The sequence below is a fragment of the Actinomadura formosensis genome (assembly GCF_050948385.1).
Classification (GTDB): domain Bacteria; phylum Actinomycetota; class Actinomycetes; order Streptosporangiales; family Streptosporangiaceae; genus Spirillospora; species Spirillospora formosensis.
Window position 1 is genome coordinate 4,069,227 of the sequence record NZ_CP192011.1, and the last position, 19,120, is coordinate 4,088,346.

General features: G+C 72.0%; 16 protein-coding genes. 6 read left to right on the forward strand and 10 right to left on the reverse strand.

The window, feature by feature from the left end; all coding sequences use genetic code 11:
- Window positions 1-813: 813 nt before the first annotated feature.
- Window positions 814-1,314 carry a metallophosphoesterase family protein gene (locus tag ACQP1N_RS19595; protein WP_433225782.1) on the reverse strand — a complete coding sequence of 167 codons (501 nt, stop codon included), beginning with the start codon at window positions 1,312-1,314 and terminating at the stop codon, window positions 814-816.
- A gap of 179 nt (window positions 1,315-1,493) precedes the next feature.
- On the opposite strand from ACQP1N_RS19595, the gene ACQP1N_RS19600 reads away from it, so the two are divergent.
- Entirely contained in the window at window positions 1,494-2,069 is a 576-nt protein-coding gene (locus ACQP1N_RS19600) for an alpha/beta fold hydrolase (protein WP_433225784.1), read from the forward strand.
- Between the two features lie 206 nt (window positions 2,070-2,275).
- Here the strand turns inward: ACQP1N_RS19600 and ACQP1N_RS19605 are convergent, their stop codons facing one another.
- The 3 genes from ACQP1N_RS19605 to ACQP1N_RS19615 form a co-directional block, all read right to left on the reverse strand.
- On the reverse strand, window positions 2,276-2,890 hold the full coding sequence (locus ACQP1N_RS19605; protein ID WP_433225786.1) for a histidine phosphatase family protein: 615 nt from the start codon (window positions 2,888-2,890) through the stop codon (window positions 2,276-2,278).
- Window positions 2,887-3,294 carry a rhodanese-like domain-containing protein gene (locus tag ACQP1N_RS19610; protein WP_433225788.1) on the reverse strand — a complete coding sequence of 136 codons (408 nt, stop codon included), beginning with the start codon at window positions 3,292-3,294 and terminating at the stop codon, window positions 2,887-2,889. Before ACQP1N_RS19610 ends, ACQP1N_RS19605 begins: the two co-directional genes overlap by 4 nt.
- A 130-nt stretch (window positions 3,295-3,424) precedes the next feature.
- Window positions 3,425-3,808: a hypothetical protein gene (locus ACQP1N_RS19615; protein ID WP_433225790.1), complete on the reverse strand. Its 384-nt coding sequence runs from the start codon at window positions 3,806-3,808 to the stop codon at window positions 3,425-3,427.
- 130 nt (window positions 3,809-3,938) lie between these two features.
- On the opposite strand from ACQP1N_RS19615, the gene ACQP1N_RS19620 reads away from it, so the two are divergent.
- Window positions 3,939-4,370 carry a pyridoxamine 5'-phosphate oxidase family protein gene (locus ACQP1N_RS19620; RefSeq protein ID WP_067793616.1) on the forward strand — a complete coding sequence of 144 codons (432 nt, stop codon included), beginning with the start codon at window positions 3,939-3,941 and terminating at the stop codon, window positions 4,368-4,370.
- Here the strand turns inward: ACQP1N_RS19620 and ACQP1N_RS19625 are convergent.
- Window positions 4,365-5,381 carry an Acg family FMN-binding oxidoreductase gene (locus ACQP1N_RS19625; protein ID WP_067793615.1) on the reverse strand — a complete coding sequence of 339 codons (1,017 nt, stop codon included), beginning with the start codon at window positions 5,379-5,381 and terminating at the stop codon, window positions 4,365-4,367. The genes ACQP1N_RS19620 and ACQP1N_RS19625 overlap by 6 nt on opposite strands.
- Before the next feature lie 174 nt (window positions 5,382-5,555).
- On the opposite strand from ACQP1N_RS19625, the gene ACQP1N_RS19630 reads away from it, so the two are divergent.
- From ACQP1N_RS19630 to ACQP1N_RS19640, 3 genes are all read left to right on the forward strand, one after another.
- A complete protein-coding gene (locus ACQP1N_RS19630; protein ID WP_067793614.1) occupies window positions 5,556-5,984 on the forward strand; it encodes a pyridoxamine 5'-phosphate oxidase family protein in 429 nt (142 codons plus the stop codon).
- Between the two features lie 131 nt (window positions 5,985-6,115).
- Window positions 6,116-6,577 (forward strand): RrF2 family transcriptional regulator, encoded by a 462-nt coding sequence (locus ACQP1N_RS19635; RefSeq protein ID WP_067793613.1) that lies wholly within the window; start codon window positions 6,116-6,118, stop codon window positions 6,575-6,577.
- Window positions 6,577-7,770 (forward strand): globin domain-containing protein, encoded by a 1,194-nt coding sequence (locus tag ACQP1N_RS19640; protein WP_433225794.1) that lies wholly within the window; start codon window positions 6,577-6,579, stop codon window positions 7,768-7,770. Before ACQP1N_RS19635 ends, ACQP1N_RS19640 begins: the two co-directional genes overlap by 1 nt.
- A gap of 70 nt (window positions 7,771-7,840) precedes the next feature.
- Here ACQP1N_RS19640 and narI read toward each other — a convergent pair whose 3' ends face one another.
- The 5 genes from narI to ACQP1N_RS19665 form a co-directional block, all read right to left on the reverse strand.
- On the reverse strand, window positions 7,841-8,626 hold the full coding sequence (narI, locus tag ACQP1N_RS19645; protein WP_084262425.1) for a respiratory nitrate reductase subunit gamma: 786 nt from the start codon (window positions 8,624-8,626) through the stop codon (window positions 7,841-7,843).
- Window positions 8,623-9,312 carry a nitrate reductase molybdenum cofactor assembly chaperone gene (narJ, locus tag ACQP1N_RS19650; protein ID WP_067793632.1) on the reverse strand — a complete coding sequence of 230 codons (690 nt, stop codon included), beginning with the start codon at window positions 9,310-9,312 and terminating at the stop codon, window positions 8,623-8,625. The genes narI and narJ overlap by 4 nt, the downstream gene beginning before the upstream one ends.
- A gap of 2 nt (window positions 9,313-9,314) precedes the next feature.
- On the reverse strand, window positions 9,315-11,060 hold the full coding sequence (gene narH, locus ACQP1N_RS19655; protein ID WP_067793611.1) for a nitrate reductase subunit beta: 1,746 nt from the start codon (window positions 11,058-11,060) through the stop codon (window positions 9,315-9,317).
- A complete protein-coding gene (locus tag ACQP1N_RS19660) occupies window positions 11,060-14,698 on the reverse strand; it encodes a nitrate reductase subunit alpha (RefSeq protein ID WP_433225797.1) in 3,639 nt (1,212 codons plus the stop codon). Before ACQP1N_RS19660 ends, narH begins: the two co-directional genes overlap by 1 nt.
- An 88-nt stretch (window positions 14,699-14,786) precedes the next feature.
- Window positions 14,787-15,956 (reverse strand): MFS transporter, encoded by a 1,170-nt coding sequence (locus tag ACQP1N_RS19665; protein WP_433225799.1) that lies wholly within the window; start codon window positions 15,954-15,956, stop codon window positions 14,787-14,789.
- 400 nt (window positions 15,957-16,356) lie between these two features.
- Here ACQP1N_RS19665 and ACQP1N_RS19670 point away from each other — a divergent pair, with 400 nt between their 5' ends.
- Entirely contained in the window at window positions 16,357-19,119 is a 2,763-nt protein-coding gene (locus ACQP1N_RS19670) for an FAD-binding and (Fe-S)-binding domain-containing protein (RefSeq protein WP_433232769.1), read from the forward strand.
- Window position 19,120 lies beyond the last annotated feature (1 nt).

A 19,120-nucleotide genomic window follows, 5' to 3' on the forward strand; every position in this document is an offset into this window, starting at 1 on the left:
TTGAGTTCTCAAGAAACGGACACCCACCGCGCTGGATCCGCTTTCGCGTTTCCCGCTCCGGGGCGACTCGCTTACTTTATCGGATCCGGCCGGCTTGTCAATTTCCGGCTTTCTCCGATAACACCCTTCCGACGCCGCTTTCGCGGCTTCTTCCGAGCGGTGGAGCTATTTCATCAGATCCGGCCCGATTGTCAAACCGCGCCTTTTCCGACCCACCACGGCACAGCAGACACGGCTCAGCCGCGTCGGCGGGTTCGTTGGTGGTTTCCCCTCGGCCGGCCACCACGTAGGCGTCCTGCATCCGTGAAGGGGACGAGCGGTTAACTTACGTGGTCCGAGCGTCCACGTCAAATCACCGCTCTGGCACCTCCACGCGGGCTGTCGTGTCCACACCGTCAAGAACTTCATCCAGGTCGGAGACGTGTCTATTCCCCCGGTTCGTGCCGTCATCGTGGGACCAGGAGGAGGTCCGGAACGGCGCGGGGACGGGGATGGATCATCGCGGCCTTACGCTCTCCGTCACGACGGGAAGGACGGACCCCGAGGGGACGGACGCGGAGCTCGCGCGGGGGAAGGCGGCGGCCGAAAGGGGCGCCTCTTTCTGGAAGCGGTCCGGCGACCCCGCGGGCCGGCACCGGGTCAGGCCGGATCCGTAAGGAGGGCGTCCGTTTCTCGAAGTAGGCGCGGACGGCCTCGACCTGGTCGGGGCTGCCGCGCGTCCGGGGTTCTTCGAGGAACTGGCCGGCCAGGTCGTGGTCCGCCGCGCGGTTGAGCGGGCGTTCGGCGCCACGGCGGAGTGGAGGCTGCGGCCGGTCAGGTCACGGGGACGATCTTCGCCTCGGTGAGGCGGCCGTCGCGGATGTCGAGCAGGCCGATGGTTCCGTGGGGCTGCCGGCGCCGGTCGGTGGGCGATCCGGGATTGAAGATGCGGATGCCGTCGCCGGTCTCGTCCAGCGGGATGTGCGAATGCCCGAAGACGACGAGGTCGGCGGCGGGGAACCAGCGGCGCATCCGGGCGGTCCGGCCGCGGGCCTGGCCGCTGTCGTGGATCATGGCGACGGCCAGGCCGTCGAGTTCGAGTTCGAGGCGTTCGGGGGCGCCCCACGCGGCGACGTCGGGCCCGTCGTTGTTGCCGAGGACGGCGTGGACGGGCGCGTACCCGGCCAGTTCATCCAGGACGGACGCGGTGCACACGTCGCCGGCGTGCAGGATCACGTCCGCGCCGCGCAGGTGCTCGGCCACCCGCGGCGGGCACGACTTCCAGCGCCGGGGCGCATGGGTGTCGGAAATGGCCACCGCTCTCACGTCCGCCATTGTCCCGCACGGAGCAGAACGGACCGGATGCGGATCAGCATCGGTGATGTGCGCCTGTACTTCGACGTGGAGGGCGCCGGGCTCGTCCCCGATGGGCCGGGAATGGCCGAGCGGCCCGTGGTCGTGGCGCTGCGGTGGCGCTGACCGCGGCGCACCGGCATCCCGATCGAATCCGCGGGATGGTGCTCGACAGCGTCATGCCCGGCCCGCACGAAGAGCGTCTCGGTGTCTTTGAACGGCCCGGGGGCGCGGAGGCCCGCGATATCGCGCGTCGCTACTGGGACGGCGAGGATGTCCAGGACGGCTGGGAGCGCGTCTGCCTTCCGCTGTACTCACGGCGTGCGGACGGCGACCCGGACGCGCAGGACAGGCTCGCCCGTATCCGCTGGAACCGCGACGTGATCGAGCTTTTCCGCCGCGCGCTCGCGGCCCGGTTCGACCCGTGGCCGCATCTGAACCGCGTGGTCTGCCCCACCCCGGTCATGAACGGCGGGGACGATCCCGTCGCCACCGTCTCGGCCGCCCGCCGCCTCGCCGCCGCGCTCCCGGACGGCGCCACTGAACTGCATGTCCTCCCCGGCACCGGGCACGGCGTCTTCCGCGAAGACCCCGACCGCGGCATCGAGCTGCGCCGCGGCGCGGGTCAGCACGGCACGGCCGCGGGTGTGACGGTTCGGGTCGTGATTCAGATCATGGCTTTCCGGTGGGTGATTTTGCCACGGCAGCACCCGGACTCCGGTGGGAAACAACTGTAAGCACGATGTCATTACCCAGGGCTGAACAGCGGAGTTAGGCTCGAATTCCTCGCGTTTCGTCCATAAGGATTCCGGCCGTACGCCCCCGGTCGTTCCGACACGGCGACCCAGCACCGCGAGGGCCAGTGAGGGCGGCCGGGCCCCGGGGTGGATGACCACTCCCTTGCACCGGCCCCGGGGTCCGGCCGCCTCTCCGCACCGCGCGGTCAGGGCAGGCCGGGAATCGGCGTGTTGAACGTCAGGAGCGCGGCGTCGCCGTCGCGGAGCCGGATCTCGGTCCGCGCGCAGTTGCCCAGTGCCGGGAAGCGCCGCCGGTAGTCCTTGAGCGGCATCCCCAGCAGCCGGCACAGCGCGAGCCGGATCACGGTGGCATGCGCGACGACGAGGATGCGCTCCCCGGTGTTCCGTCCGGCGATGTCGTGCAGGCAGTCGGTGAAGCGGGCCGCCGCCGCGGCCGGATCCTCGCCGCCCGGCAGATGGGCGCCGACGGGGTCGGCGAGGAACGCGCGCAGTTCGGTGGGGAACTTCCGCTCCATCTCGGCGCGCGTGAGGCCCTCGCCGTCCCCGAAGGCCAGTTCGCGGAGGCGCCGGTCGACCTGCGGCTCGGTGCCGACCGCCGCGGCGGACGGCGCGGCGGTCCTGCGGGCGCGCGACAGGTCCGAGCACCACACCGCGTCGGGACGGGCCGTCCCCGCCCACGCCGCCAGCGACCGTGCCTGTTCCAGCCCGCGCGAGGTCAGCGCGACGTCGCTGCTCCCGGCATACCGGTTCTCGGCGTGCCACTCGGTCTCCCCGTGCCGGACGAGGACGAGGCGCGTCATCGGCGCGGTGCCCCGCCCGTCGTGGGCAGGCCCGCGGCGTGCCAGGCGTGGAAGCCGCCGATGACGTCGGTCGCGCGGGTCAGGCCGAGGTCGTGCAGGGAGGCGGCGGCGAGGCTGGAGGTGTAGCCCTGCGAGCAGAACACGATGACCCGCACGTCGTGTCCGGTGGCCTCGGGCAGCCGGGAGCCGGAGGCCGGGTCGAAGCGCCATTCCAGGACGTTGCGTTCCACGATCAGCGCGCCGGGCACCTCGCCCTCGTCCGCCCGCTGGGCCGCCGGGCGGATGTCGACCAGGACCGCGCCGCCGCGCCACTCGGCGTGCGCCCGGCCGGGATCGAGGCGTTCCAGCCTGCCGCGCGCCTCGGCGAGGATCTCATCGATGGTGCGGGCCTCGGGGTTCAGCATGGCCGCCTCACGCGGTGGGCCGTGCTTCGGCCGGTGTGTGCGCTGTTCCCCCGGCCGGTCCCGCCGCCGCAGATTCGCTCATGGGGCAAACCTAGACGATCTACTCAATGGGCGGCTTCTGCCGACGACCTCAGCCGAGCTGGACGCCGAAGAACAGCGCGGCGAGTGCCCCGATCAACCCGAGCGCTCCCCACACGGCGAGGCCGGCCTTGGACGTGGCCCGGGTGTGCAGGAACGCCGCCAGCCCCGATATCAGGACGAACACGAGCTTGACGTCGAGGGTCCGCTGCGCGGCGTCGCTCATGCCGGCCGCGGTGATGTTCCAGACGCCGGTGAGGACGAGGAACGCCGGCCAGGCGATCATGTTGTAGCGGCGGGCGGTGATCTTGGTGAGGCCCTCGTATCCGCGCAGCACGGGGACGAGCGCGCCGAGCGTGATCTGGCCGCCGACCCAGATCGTCGCTGCGAGCACGTGCAGGAAGATCCGCACGTCGGCGGTGGTGAGGGCGAGCACGAGGTCCTCCAGGCGTGGTCGGGCGGTTCCCCGGGACGTTACCGCCCGGCCCGGCGGGGGCCTGCACCGCCCGGCGATTCGGGACCTTGGTCCCTAACGCCGAACCGCGCGGCCCCTCCACATTGGACCCATGCAGTTTGACCATAGCGGCCTGGAGATCCTCGAAGACGACGAGTGCCGCGCTCTACTGTCGCGCGCGGAGATCGGACGCATCGTCTTCACCCATCACGCGCTCCCCGCCGTGCAACCGGTCAACTTCGTCGTCGACGCCGGCGACATCGTGATCCGGACATCGCGGATGTCACGGCTGGCCAAGGCCGCCGCCGACACGATCGTGGCGTTCGAGATCGACGAGTTCGACGCCGATGCCCGGACGGGCTGGTCGGTGGTCGTGGTCGGGCCCGCCCGGCACGTCACCGATCCCGGCGACTCCAGCGCGCTGGAGGCCCTGCCGCTGCACACCTGGGCCCCCGGCGAACGCGACTACTTCATCCGGATCCGGCCCGAGCTGATCACCGGCCGGCGGATCAGCGGGTCGGTGACCGTTCCGTCCCCCTCATGACGGTTCTTCGGTGAGCACGTCCTCGACGGGGCGCCGGACGCTGGTCAGCTCCTCGGTGTCCGCGACGCCGAAGCGCAGCAGCAGTTGCGGGTGCGCGTTGCCGCAGAACTTCGCGCCGATGAACGCGCGCAGCTCCGGGATCTGGAGCGCCTGGGTGTGGTACGCGGCCGACAGGTCGTGCTCGGCCGCGCGCAGCAGCACGCGCTCAAGTGCCTGCCCGGTCCGCAACCAGTCGCCGGGGGCGTCGCCCTCCGAGACGAGCAGCACCACGAGCCCGGTCAGGGTGATCCCGTCCTCGGGGCCGGTGTCCACACCCCACCCCTGGCCGCGGGCGAAGTCCCGGGCCGGGAAGTTCGGCACCGTCTGCGGCGGGCGTCGGGGGTAGGCGCCGTGCTGGACGCCGTCCTTGCGGGACGTCCCGGGCGCGGGCGCCCAGCGGGCCATCTCGGTGGCGTACGCGGGCGTGCGGCGCTGGACGTGCTCGCCCGCGGCCGTGAGCGCGGCGAGCGCGCCCTTGGTGTTGACGTCGACGGCCTGGACGAGCCGCGCGCCCTCCTGCTCGGCGGCGTGCCGGAGCGACATGAGCACGCCGGCGGGGACGGGGTCGGGCCGGAACCCGCCGCGGTGGCTGCGCCGCCGCTCGATCTGCGCGTGCTCGCGCAGGAGGTCGTCGTCGGGGGGCTCGCCGGGCGTCATCTCGACCTCGGCGAGCAGGTGCGGCAGGTCCGGGTCGGGCAGTATCCGGACGACCGGCGCGTAGCCCATGGCGCGCAGCGAGAGCCGCAGGTTGTAGAGCGCGGCGCCGCAGCTGATCAGCATCTCCCGGCCCTGCGGGTCGGCGGTGTCCAGCCGGCGGTCGGGGTCGGCGCGCAGCGTGATCCGCGTCCCGCGGACACCGAACAGCCACGGCTGGGTGTTGTTCACCGACGGGGCGCGGATCGCGTCTTCGACGGCGCGCCGGGCATCGGCCGCCGTGCGGTCGACGTCCCCTGGCGTGATGGTGGTTCGCATGGTCGCTCCCCCCGCTGCGCTCTTTCGTTCCTCACCTCCACTTTCGGCCCGGCGGGTGGGCCCCCGGCAGGGGCGAAAGTCCGTTCCCGGATGGGACCTAGGGCGCCGGGCAACTGCCCTGACCAGGACGTTCGCCTCTTTCCGCCGCCACCCCGCAACGAGAACCCTGGTGCTATGGAACCTGTCGGAGAAGACCTGGAGATCCTCGGCCGCGAGGAGTGCGCGGCGCTGCTGCGGTCCGCGCCGGTCGGGCGCGTGGTCTATACCGATCAGGCCCTGCCCGCCATTCAGCCGGTCACCTTTGTCCTGGACGGCGACCCGGACGGCGACGGGGCCGTGATCATCCGCACCGCCCCCGGTTCGAAGTTCGACGCCGCGCTGCGCGGTGCCATCGTCGCGTTCGAGGTCGACGCGTTCGACTCGGCCGCCCGGACGGGCTGGTCGGTCACCGTGATCGGCCAGGCCCGCGCGGTGACGAACCCGGCGGAGATCGAGCGCATGGCCCGGCTGCCGCTGCGCCCCTGGGCGCCGGGGGCGCGGAACAACTTCATCCGCGTCCCGCTGTGGCGGGTCAGCGGTCGCCGCATCGCGCCCGACCGCTGAGCGCACCGCCCGGCCGGCAGCGCCGGCCGGCACACGGATGACCAGTTCCGAAAGCTGTGGTAAACCCCACAGTGTTGATCACCACAGTATTGAATCGGAGTTTCGAATTCCGATTTAACTATGATTCATTCGTGTATCTGACTCAGTCCACCGATCTGGCACTGCGCGTGCTGATGCTGCTCGGGGCCCGGAACGAACGGCGGCCGGCGGCCGATCTCGCCGAGCACCTGCACGTGGCACCGCAGCACATGGCGAAGATCGTGCAGCGGCTGCGCGGGCACGGTCTCGTCAGGACGTCCCGCGGCCGGGGCGGTGGAGTCGTCCTCGCCGACGGGATTCTCGAACGGCCCGTGGGCGAGATCGTCCGGGCCCTGGAGGGACCCGGCGAGGCCGTCGACTGCGACCATCCGCCATGCCCGCTGCGCGGCGGCTGCCGGCTGCGCGGCGCGCTGCGGACGGCGCAGGAGGCGTTCCTCGCCTCGCTGAACCAGGTGCACCTCCGTGAGCTGGTGACCGATCCCCCGGAACCGGTCCTGCTCTCCCTGGCGCCGCCGGTGTCCGCGGCGGCGTCTCCCGCAGAGGAAGGCTTCTGATGCTCTCGTCCGACCACGCCGACATCGTGCGGGCCACACTGCCCGCCGTCGGCGCCCACGGTGCCACGATCACCGGCCGGTTCTACGCCGCGATGTTCGCCGCGCACCCCGAACTGCGGCACCTGTTCAACCAGGGCAACCAGGCGAACGGCGAGCAGCGGCGCGCCCTCGCCGGCTCGGTGGCCGCGTTCGCCGAGCACCTGGTGTCCCCCGCCTCGGACACGTCGTTCCAGCAGATGCTGTCGCGGATCGCGCACAAGCACGCCTCTCTCGGCGTCCGCCCCGAGCAGTACACGATCGTCGGGCGGCACCTGCTCGACGCGGTGGCCGACGTGCTCGGTGACGCGGTGACCCCGCAGGTGCACGCGGCCTGGTCCGAGGTGTACTGGCTGTTCGCGACGCTCCTCATCGCCGAGGAGGCCCGCCTCTACCGGGACGCGGAGTGCGACCCGGCGGCCCCGTACCGGCCGTGGCGGGTCGTGGAGCGGCGGGACGAGGGCGACGAGGCGGTCTCGCTCGTGCTGGTGCCCGCCGACGGCGGCGCGGTCCCCGCGCACCATCCCGGCCAGTACGTCTCGGTCGCCGTGACGCTGCCGGACGGCCTGCGCCAGCCCCGCCAGTACACGCTGTCGCGGGCGGCGGGCGACACGGCGCAGATCACGGTCCGGCGGGTGCGCGGCGACGGCGCCCCGGACGGCGCCGTCTCCAACCACCTCTTCGACACCGTCGCGGCCGGGGACGAACTGGAGCTGTCCCCGCCGTTCGGCGACGTCGTGCTGGACGGCGGCGAGGACCCGCTCGTCCTGATCAGCGCGGGGATCGGCATCACCCCGGCCGCCGCGATGATCGACCATCTGGCGACCGCGTCCCCGGACCGGCCGGTCCTCGCCGTCCACGCCGACCGGAGCCCGCGCACCCACGCGCTGCGCGAGCAGATCGCCGAGGCGGGCGGCCGGATGGCCGGCTTCCGGCAGCTGACCTGGTACGAGGAGCCCGGCGACGCCGACCTCGGCGCGGAGGTCCGGCCGGGCCGGATCGACGTGGCCGAGCTGCCGCTGCCGGACAAGGCCCGGGTGTTCATGTGCGGCCCGCTGCCGTTCATGCGCGAGATCCGGCGGGGCCTGCTCGCCGCGGGCATCTCCGACGAGCGCATCCACTACGAGGTGTTCGGCCCCGACCTCTGGATCCGCTGACCGCGGCTCCGCACGAGAACGCTCCCACCCCCGGCGGGGGTGGGAGCGTTCTTCGTCTCGCGATGCGGCCTTACTGGACCCGCTCCCACCCCCTCGGGGTCTCGTGCATCCCCATGTGCTCGTCACGGCTGCGGTAGACGATGTAGGGACGGGTCAGGTACCCGATCGGCGCGGTGAGCATGTGCACCAGCCGCGTGAACGGCCAGATGCAGAACAGCGCCAGTGCGCTGAGCGCGTGCAGCTGGAACAGGATCGGTACGCCGGTCATCAGGTCCGGGTCGGGCTGGAGGTAGAAGACCGACCGGAACCACGGGGAGATCGTCTCCCGGTAGTTGTAGCCGTCGCCGATGATGTTGGCGGCGACCGTCGCGGCGAGCCCGAGCACGATGGTCCCGCCGAGGACCACGTACATCATCTTGTCGTTGCGGGTCGTCGCGAGGAACACCGGACCGACCGTCCGGCGCCGGTAGATGAGGATCGCCAGGCCGGCGAGGGTGCAGACCCCGGCGGTCGTGCCGAGCACCACGGCGACGATGTGGTACATGTCCTCGCTGATCCCGGCGGCCTCGGTCCAGCTGTCGGGGATCAGCAGCCCGCCGACGTGCCCGCCCGCGACGAGGAGGATGCCGAAGTGGAACAGCGGGCTGCCGATGCGCAGCAGCCGCCGCTCGTACAGCTGGGACGAGCGGGTCGTCCAGCCGAACTTGTCGTAGCGGTACCGCCAGATGTGCCCGAGGACGAACACCGCGATGGTGAGGTAGGGCAGGACGACCCAGAGCAGGGTGCCGGTGACGCCGGGGTCGCCGCCGCCCTCCGCGGCGGCGCCGGCGAGGACGGCGGGGGCGAGGCTGGTCATGAGCGGGCTCCAAGGACCGGATCGGGCAGGAAGACGGGCTGTCCGGCGGCGCCCGACGCGCCGGTCCCGTAGGGCGCGAGGCCGACCTCCTCCTCGGGCGGTCCCTCGGCGATGAGGCGGGCGATGGCCTCCTCGTTGCGGCCGGTCAGCGGCGGCAGCGTCGCCGAGATCGCCTCCAGGACGGCGGCCCACGGCGACTCCGACTCGGTGAGCGAGAGCCGCAGCAGTTCCAGGCCGGCGCGGTGTTCGAGCAGCAGCCGCCGCCCCTCCGCCGGGTTCCCGGCCGCGGCGAACTCCAGGACCACGGCCAGGTGGTCGGGCAGTTCCCCCTCGTCCAGGACGAGACCCGACGCCTCGTACGCCTGCTTGAACCGCAGCAGGGCCATGCCCCGCTTGCGGGTGTCGCCGTAGGCGTAGTACGTCAGGTACAGGCAGCAGCGCTTGCGGTAGTCGAACGTGGCGACGTAGTCGGCCGCGAGGTCCCGCGGCGGTGTCGCGTCCAGATGGTCGAGGAGGCGGCTCAGCGGCTCGGCGACGGACGCCGGCAGCCCCGCCACGGCCCGGCGCAGCAGCGGGCGCCGTTCCAGCAGTTCGTCGTCGGGGTAGCCGAGCAGCAGCGACGCCGCCTGCCAGGTGGTCGCCAGCGCGGTGTCGTCCAGGCCGGGGGGCCGGCCGATGGTCTTCATCTTCACGGTTTCGGCTCCGTTTCGGCGGCGCCCGAGGGGGCGGGCGGGTTGGTGCCGTCCGGCCCGGCGCCCGATTCGCCGTCCTTGCGCTCGGGGAACAGCCCGGCGGGAGCGCCCTTGCCGTCCCAGTTGAGCAGGTTGACGCGCTTGTGCTTGTCGGCCGGGTCGACCGGGTTGTCCGCCGTCTGCCGATCCCGCAGCATGTGGAAGTTCTCCACCGCGATCGGGTTCGGGCGTCCGGACGCCTCACCGAACGGGCCGGAGCCGCCGCCCGTCCCGGCGCCGCCCATCCCGGGGCCGCCCTCGTAGTTCAGGCTGCACTCGGTGGCCAGCTCCTCCAGGCTGTGCGCCTGCTCGGCGTGCGCGGTCGGGATCACGTACCGCTCGTCGTACTTGGCGAGCGCCAGCAGCCGGTACATGTCGTACATCGTCTCGCCGGTCATCCCGACGCCCGCGGGGATCGTTTCGTCGGGGTCGCGGCCGAGGTTGATGTCGCGCATGTAGGACCGCATCGCGGCCAGCCGGCGCAGGACCCCGTCCACGATCGCCGCGTCCCCGGCGGTGAACAGCTCCGCGAGGTACTCGACCGGGATGCGCAGCGCCTCGATCGCCGCGAACAGGTTGCCCCTGTCCTCGGCGTCGTACCCGGTGTCGCGGACGACGTCCACGACCGGCGACAGCGGCGGGATGTACCAGACCATCGGCATCGTCCGGTACTCCGGGTGCAGCGGCAGCGCCACCTTGTAGGTGTTGATGAGCGCGTAGATCGGGGACCGCTGCGCCGCCTCGATCCAGTCCTGCGGGATGCCCTCCCGCTGCGCCGCCGCGATGACCTCCGGGTCGTGCGGGTCGAGGAAGACGTTGCGCTGCGCCTCGTAGAGATCCTTGTCGTTGGGGGTGGCCGCGGCCTCCAGCACCTTGTCGGCGTCGTAGAGCATCAGGCCGATGTAGCGGAGCCGTCCCACGCACGTCTCCGAGCACACCGTCGGGATGCCGACCTCGATGCGCGGGAAGCAGAACGTGCACTTCTCGGCCTTGCCGGTCCGGTGGTTGAAGTACATCTTCTTGTACGGGCAGCCGGACACGCACATCCGCCAGCCGCGGCACTTGTCCTGGTCGACGAGCACGATGCCGTCCTCGGTGCGCTTGTAGATCGCGCCGGAGGGGCAGGACGCCGCGCAGGCCGGGTTGAGGCAGTGCTCGCAGATCCGCGGCAGGTAGAACATGAAGGTCTTGTCGAACTCCATCTTCACCTTGTCGGAGATCTCCTTGAGCAGGACGTCCTTGTCGCCGTGCTCCACCGACCCGCCGAGGTTGTCGTCCCAGTTCGCCGACCAGGAGACCTTCATGTCCTTGCCCGACAGCAGCGACTTCGGCCGGGCGACCGGCGTGTGCTCCTGCAGCGGCGCGTTGGTGAGGGTCTCGTAGTCGTACGTCCAGGGCTCGTAGTAGTCGTCGATCCCCGGAAGCTTCGGGTTGGAGAAGATCGTCATCAGCTTGCGGAACCGGCCGCCGCCCTTGAGCACGAGCCGGCCGCGCCGGTTCAGCGTCCAGCCGCCGCGCCAGCGCTCCTGGTCCTCATACTGCCGGGGGTAGCCCTGGCCGGGCCGCGTCTCGACGTTGTTGAACCACACGTACTCGGTGCCGCTGCGGTTCGTCCACGCCTGCTTGCAGGTGACCGAGCAGGTGTGGCAGCCGATGCACTTGTCGAGGTTCATCACCATCGACATCTGCGCCATCACGCGCATTAGTACTGCACCTCCTGGGAGCGGCGGCGGATCACGGTGACCTCGTCGCGCTGGTTGCCGGTCGGTCCGAGGTAGTTGAACGCGAACGACAGCTGCGCGTACCCGCCGACGAGATGGCTCGGCTTGATCAGCAGCCGGGTCAGGGAGTTGTGGATGCCGCCGCGGCGGCCGGACGTCTCCGCGCGCGGGACGTCGATCAGCCTGTCCTGCGCGTGGTACATGTACACGGTGCCCTCGGGCATCCGGTGCGTGACGATCGCGCGGGCGACGACGACGCCGTTGCGGTTGACCGCCTCGATCCAGTCGTTGTCGCGGACGCCGATCTTGGCCGCGTCCACGCCGCTCATCCAGATCACCGGGCCGCCGCGCGACAGCGACAGCATGAACAGGTTGTCCTGGTACTCGGAGTGGATCGACCACTTGTTGTGCGGGGTGAGGTACCGGAGGGTCAGCCCCAGCTCACCGGTCTCGCCGAGTTCGGGTTCGCCGAACAGGGCGGACATGTTGAGCGGGGGCCGGAACGTCGGCATCTGCTCGCCCAGCTCCGCCATCCAGTCGTGGTCGAGGTAGAAGTGCTGCCGCCCGGTGAGGGTGTGCCAGGGCTTGAGGCGCTCGACGTTGATCGTGAACGGCGAGTAGCGGCGCCCGCCGCTCTCCGACCCCGACCACTCCGGGGAGGTGATGACCGGCACGGGACGGGCCTGGGTGTCGGCGAACGTGATCTGCTTGCCCTCGTGCTCGGCGGCCAGGTCCGCGAGCTTCGTGCCGGTGCGCCGCTCCATGGTGTGGAAGCCCTGGGTGGCCAGATGCCCGTTGGTCGTGCCGGAGAACGCGAGGATCATCTCGCAGGCGTGCACGTCCCGCCGCAGCGACGGGCGGCCGTCCGCCGGGCCGCCCCGCACCACGCCGTTCTTGTGCCGCAGGTACTCGACCTCCCGTTCGAGTTCGAAGGTGACGCCCTTGGTGGTCGCGCCGAGCCGCTCGGCGAGCGGGCCGAGCGCCATCATCTTCGCCGCGATCGCCGAGTAGTCGCGTTCGACCGTGACGAGCTTCGGCATCGTCACGCCGGGGACGGGCTCGCACTCGCCCTTCGCCCAGTCGAGGACGCGTCCGTGCGGGGTGGCCATCTCGTCCGGGGTGTCGTGCATCAGCGGCACGGCGACGACGTCCTTGCGGACGCCGAGGTGCCCCTCGGCGAGCCGGCTGAACGCGGCCGAGATGTCCTGGAAGGCCCGCCAGTCGCTGCGGGTCTGCCACGGCGGGCTGATCGCCGGGTTGAACGAGTGCACGAACGGGTGCATGTCGGTCGTGTTCAGGTCGTACTTCTCGTACCAGGTCGCCGCCGGCAGCACGATGTCGGAGTAGACGGTGGTGCTGGTCATCCGGAAGTCCAGCGACAGCAGCAGGTCGAGCTTGCCGGCCGGGGCCTCGTCCCGCCACACCACCTCCTGCGGCCGGGCGTGCGGCGGCGTCTCCTCCGCCCGGACGGCGTCGGCGGCGCCGAGCAGGTGCCTGAGGAAGTACTCGTTGCCCTTCGCGGACGAGCCGAGCAGGTTGGCCCGCCAGACCGTCAGGACGCGGGGGAAGTTCTCCGGTGCGTCGGGGTCCTGGCAGGCGAACTTCAGCCGGTCGGCCTTCAGCTCGTCCACGATGTACTCGCCGGCCTGCTTCCCGGCGGCCTCCGCCTCGTCGGCGAGGACCAGCGGGTTGCGGTTGAACGTCGGATAGGACGGCATCCAGCCGAGCCGGGCCGCCTGCGCGATCACGTCGGCGGTGGAGCGCCCGGCGAGCTGCCCGCCACCGGTCGCCGCCGACAGGGTGCCGGCGTCGAACTGGTCGTAGCGGAACTGGTCGGTGTGCAGGTACCAGAAGGCGGTGCCGATCATCTGCCGGGGCGGACGGGCCCAGTCCAGCCCGAACGCCAGCTGCGCCCACCCCGTCACCGGGCGGCACTTCTCCTGCCCGACGTAGTGCGCCCAGCCGCCGCCGTTCACGCCCTGCCCGCCGGTCAGCGTGGTCAGCGCGAGGAACGTCCGGTAGATGGTGTCGGAGTGGAACCAGTGGTTGGTGCCCGCCCCCATGATGATCATCGAGCGGCCGCGGGTCTCCTCGGCGTTCGCGGCGTACTCGCGTCCGATGCGCTCGGCGGCCTGCGCCGGGACGCCGGTGAAGGTCTCCTGCCACGCCGGGGTGCCGGGCTCGGACGCGTCGTCGTACCCGGTCGGCCAGGAACCGGGCAGCCCCTCCCGGCCGACCCCGTACTGGGCGAGCATCAGGTCGTACACGGTCGTGACCAGGTGGCCGCCGACCTCGCGGACCGGCACGCCCCGCCGGAGCGTTCCCGGCGCGCCGCCGAGGGTGTCGAACCGGGCCAGCTCGATCTCGACCGCCTCGCCGCCCGCCACCGACAGCAGCGGGTCGGCGTCGCCCAGGTCCAGGTTCCAGCGGCCCTTGCCGGACTCGCCGTACCGGAACCCCAGCGACCCGTTCGGGACGAGGGGGTGGCCGGTCGTCGCGTCCAGGATCACGGTCTTGAACGCGGCGTGCTCGGACTGCGCCTCGGCGCCCGGCAGGTCGGCGGCGGTGAGGAACTTGCCCGGGACGTAGGTGCCGTCGCGTTCCTCAAGCCGCACCAGGAACGGCAGGTCGCTGTAGCGCTTCACATAGTCGGTGAAGTACGGGACCTGCCGGTCGACGAAGAACTCCTTGAGGACGACGTGCCCCATGGCCATCGCCAGGGCGCCGTCGGTGCCCGGCTGGGCGGCGAGCCACTCGTCGGCGAACTTGACGTTGTCGGCGTAGTCGGGGGACACCGCGACGACCTTCTGGCCCCGGTAGCGGGCCTCGGTCATCCAGTGCGCGTCGGGCGTGCGGGTCACCGGCACATTGGAGCCCCACATGATGAGGTAGCCGGCGTCCCACCAGTCGCCCGACTCGGGGACGTCGGTCTGGTCGCCGAACACCTGCGGGGACGCCACCGGGAGGTCGGCGTACCAGTCGTAGAACGACAGCATCGTCCCGCCGAGCAGGGACACGAACCGGGCGCCCGACGCGTGCGACACCATCGACATCGCCGGGATCGGGGAGAACCCGGCGACCCGGTCCGGGCCGTACTCCTTGATGGTGTGGACGTGCGCGGCGGCGATCATCTCGGTCGCCTCGTCCCACGTGGCCCGGACGAGGCCGCCGCGTCCGCGCGCGTCCTTGTACGTGCGGGCCTTCTCCGGGTCGGAGACGATCTCGCGCCACGCCTCCACCGGGTCGCCCGTCCGGGCCTTGGCCTCCCGGTACATCTCCAGCAGGACGCCGCGGACGTAGGGGTACCGGACGCGCGTCGGCGAGTAGGTGTACCAGGAGAACGAGGCGCCCCGGGGGCAGCCGCGCGGTTCGTACTCGGGACGGTCGGGCCCGACCGACGGGTAGTCGGTCTGCTGCGCCTCCCAGGTGATGATGCCGTTCTTGACGTACACCTTCCAGGAGCACGACCCGGTGCAGTTCACCCCGTGGGTGGACCTCACCACCTTGTCGTGCGACCAGCGGTCCCGGTAGAAGGCGTCCGCCTCCCGGCCGCCCGTCTTGGTCATTGTCCGCAGGTCGGGCGAGACGCGCGCGCGGGTGAAGTACTTGCGCGTGCTCACCAGCGCGTCTTCTAGCGGGCCGTCCAATCCCGGGCGGCCGTCGGTCGAACTCAACTCGGATCCCTTCTTTCCACGCCGTCGGCGTGTCTCAGGCGGCCCGGCGGGTCGCCACGGCCCGCCGCACAACCGTCGCGGTGAAGATCGCGGCCGACCCGGCCACGACCGCGAGCAGCACCAGCCCGATGGTGTAGGAGCCGTAGCTGCCGTAGATGGACCCCATCACCAGCGGCGGGACGAACCCGCCGAGGCCGCCCGCCGCACCGACCACGCCGGTGACCGCGCCGACCTTGTTCGCCGGGGCGAGCATCGCCACCAGCGCGAACGTAGCACCGCTGCCGGCGCCGAGCGCCGCCGCCATCGCCAGGAACGCGATCGTGCCGAGCGGCATCAGCGGAGGCGCGGACGCCTGCACCGCCGCCCCCACCAGCGTCACCGCCAGCGAGACGAGCATCACCTGGGCCGCGCCGATCCGGTCGGACAGCCAGCCGCCAATGGGGCGCATCACCACGGCCAGCAGAACGAATCCCGCCATCCGGTTCGCCGCGTCCGTCTGTGACAGTCCGTACTCCGTCTTCAGATACGTGGGTAGATACACCGAGAACGCTACATAACCACCGAAGGCCACTGCATACAGAGCCGCCATCTCCCACGTGACGCCCAGCCGGACCGTCGCCGCCAGCCGCTTGGTGAGCGGCTCGGTCGGCGCGGTGTGTCCCGGCGCCTCCCGCAGCACGAACCACGCGGCCACCGCGTACAGCGCCAGCAGGATCGCCGTCAGCACGAACGGGAACTCCATCCCGAACTTGTCGGCCGCCTTGACGGTGGTCAGCGCGCTGATGGCGGTTCCGCCCATCCCCGCGCCGAAGATCCCGATCGCGAGCCCGCGCCGCTCCGGCGGGAACCATCCGTTCACGAACGGCACCCCGACCGCGAACGCCGTCCCCGCGATGCCGAGGAAGAAGCCTCCCACGAGCAGCGCCGTCAGCGACGAATGCCCGGCCAGTCCCAGATAGAGGACGGGCACGATCGTGAGCAACGACACCACCGGGAACATCACCCGGCCGCCGAACCGGTCGGTCAGCGCACCCACCGGGATCCGCCCGACCGACCCGACCACCACGGGCACCGCCACCAGCAGGGACTGCTCGAACGTTGTCAGCGCCAGCGAGTCCTTGAAGCGGGGCCCGAGCGGGCTCAGCAACGCCCACGCCCAGAAGTTCATCGCGAATCCGAGGGTGGCCATCACCAGCATGAGCATGGGCCGCCCGGTCCCTGCCCGCTCGGCTCCCGTGGGCCCGGGTTCGGGTTCCTGCTGTGTCTTAGGCATGTGCCGTACCATTTCCGATCGCTCCCAGCGCAATTCCGTTGGGCATTCCCCAGCCCCGACGGCGGTAACCATGATCGTGTTCCCCGTCGCCGCTACACACCCTCCCGGACCCCGCCACCCCCCATAAAGGGACCTTCGTCCCGACAACCACCCCCCAAAGACCCCCGCTGCCGAGCGCCCGGCCGGCGGCGGTACTACCGTCCATGGGGAGGAGTTCACGCGGGTCACGGCCGGTTTGGAGGGCGGGGCGGTGGGCGATCGTCGCGAGATTGCGGAGGCGCTGCGGGAGGCCGGGGTGAGCGGGGTCGACGCGTCGGCGCTCGCGCGGGCCATGTACTCGTCCGACGCCTCGCTCTACCGGGTGCCTCCGGCGGTCGTGGTGACCCCCCGGGAGGTCGGCGAACTGCCGGTGGTGCTGGGGGTCTGCCGGGATCTCGGGGTCCCGCTGACGATGCGCGGCGCCGGGACCTCGATCGCGGGGAACGCGGTCGGGCCGGGGGTCGTGGTGGACGCCGGCCGGTATCTGAACCGGGTGCTGGAGATCGATCCGGACAGGGGGACGGCGCTGGTCGAGCCGGGCATCGTGCAGGCGCGGCTGCATCAGGTGGCGGCGCGGCACGGGCTGCGGTTCGGGCCCGATCCGTCCACCCGGACGCGGGCCACGCTCGGCGGGATGATCGGCAACAACGCGTGCGGGTCGCGGGCCCTCGGCTACGGGCGGACGAGCGACAACGTGCTGGGCCTCGACGTGGTGACCGGGTCCGGGGAGCGGCTCGGGCTCGGGGACGTGCCCGGGGGGCCCGCACGGAGCGGGCTTCTCGACCGGCTCCGGGGGCTGGTGGAGGGGAACCTGGCGCTCATCCGGACGGAGTTCGGGAGGTTCGGGCGGCAGGTGTCGGGTTACTCGCTCGAACATCTGCTGCCGGAGAAGGGGTTCGATGTCGCCCGGGCCCTGGTGGGCAGCGAGGGGACGCTCGCGCTGACCCTGGCGGCGCGGGTGCGGATGGTGCGGGAGCCCGCGTACCGGGTGCTGGTCGTGCTGGGGTACGGGTCGATGGCGGAGGCCGCCGACGCCGTCCCGGCGATCCTGCCGCACGGGCCCGTGGCGTGCGAGGGGCTGGACTCGCGGATCACCGGGGTCGTGCGGGAGCGGCGGGGCGCCGGCGCGGTGCCGCCGCTGCCGGACGGGTCCGGGTGGCTGCTGGTGGAGCTGGCCGGACCGGAGCTCGGGGCGCTGCGGGCCACGGCGCGCAGGGTCGCCGGCGAGTCCGGGTGCGTCGAGGCGATGACGGTCGAGGACATGGCGCTGGCCGAGGCGCTGTGGCGGATCCGCGAGGACGGGTCCGGGCTGGTCGCGCGCACGCCCGGCGGTGAGCAGGCCCACGCGGGGTGGGAGGACGCGGCCGTCCCGCCCGAGCGGCTCGGCGCCTATCTGCGGGAGTTCGAGGCGCTGCTCGGCGAGTACCGGTTCTTCGGCGTCCCGTACGGGCATTTCGGGGACGGCTGCATCCATGTGCGGATCGACTTCCCGCTCGGGCGGGCGGAGGGCGCGCGGCTCTTCCGGGACTTCCTGAACGAGGCGGCGGCGCTGGCCGCCCGGCACGGCGGCACCATGTCGGGCGAGCACGGAGACGGGCGGGCGCGCAGTGAGCTGCTGCCGCACATGTACTCGGCCGAGGCGCTGGCGTTGTGCTCGGCCGTCAAGGACGTCTTCGATCCCGATGACGTGCTGAACCGGGGGGTGATCGTCCGCCCGGCGCCCGTGGACGCCGATCTGCGGGCGGTGCGGCTCATCCCGATGAGGCGGGGGCTCGGTCTCGCCTACCGGGACGATCGCGGCGATCTGGCGCGAGCCGTGCACCGGTGTACCGGGGTGGGCAAATGCCGCGCCGACAGCACGGCGGCGGGCGGTGTCATGTGCCCCTCCTACCTCGCCACCCGGGAGGAGAAGGACTCCACGCGCGGGCGTGCGCGGGTCCTTCAGGAGGTCGTCAGCGGGGGCCTCGGGCCGGACGGCTGGCGGTCCGAGGCGCTGCACGACGTCCTCGACCTGTGCCTTGCGTGCAAGGGGTGCGCGTCCGACTGCCCGACCGGCGTCGACATGGCGTCCTACAAGGCCGAGGCGCTGCACCGGCGGTACCGCGGGAGGATCCGGCCCCGCTCCCACTACGCGCTGGGGTGGCTGCCGCGCTGGACGCGGCTCGCGGCGAAGGCGCCCGCGATGCTCCGGGTCATGACCGCGGCGACCCGGTCGCGTGCCCTGAAACCGCTGGTCGCCTGGGGCGCGGGGATCGACCGGCGGCGGACGCTTCCGCCGCTCGCGCCCGAGACGTTCCGGCGCTGGTTCGCCTCCCACCGCAGCCCGGAGGGACGCAACGGCGACGTCGTCCTGTTCGTGGACACCTTCACCGACGCGTTCTCGCCGGAGGTCGGCAAGGCGACCGTGAAGGTGCTGGAGCACGCCGGTTACCGGGTGACGGTGACCGGACGTCCGGTGTGCTGCGGGATCACGTGGATCTCGACCGGCCAGCTGGACGGGGCGCGCGCGCAGGCCGGGCGGACCGTCCGCGCGCTGCTCCCCCATGTGCGCCGCGGCGCGAAGGTCGTCGGCATGGAGCCGTCCTGCACGGGGGTGCTGCGGTCGGACGCGGAGGAGCTGCTGCGGGGCGTGGACGCCGCCGCCGCGCGGGAGGTGGCCGCCGCGACCCGCACCCTTGCCGAGCTGCTCGCCGAGACCGGCGACTGGACGCCACCCGACCTGTCCGGTGTGTCCGGGATCGCGCAGCCGCACTGCCACCACCACGCCGTCATGGGCTGGACGAAGGACGCCGCCCTGCTGGAGAAGGCGGGCGCGCGGGTCGGCGGGCTCGGCGGCTGCTGCGGGCTCGCCGGGAACTTCGGTGTCGAGAAGGGGCACCACGAGGTGTCGGTCGCGGTCGCCGAGACCCGGCTGCTCCCGGCCGTCCGCGGGACCGGGGAGGACGAGGTCGTCCTGGCCGACGGGTTCAGCTGCCGCACCCAGCTGAGCGACCTGGCGCACCGCGACGGCGAGCACCTGGCCCAGCTCCTGGCCCGCCACCTCCCGGACGGCTGAC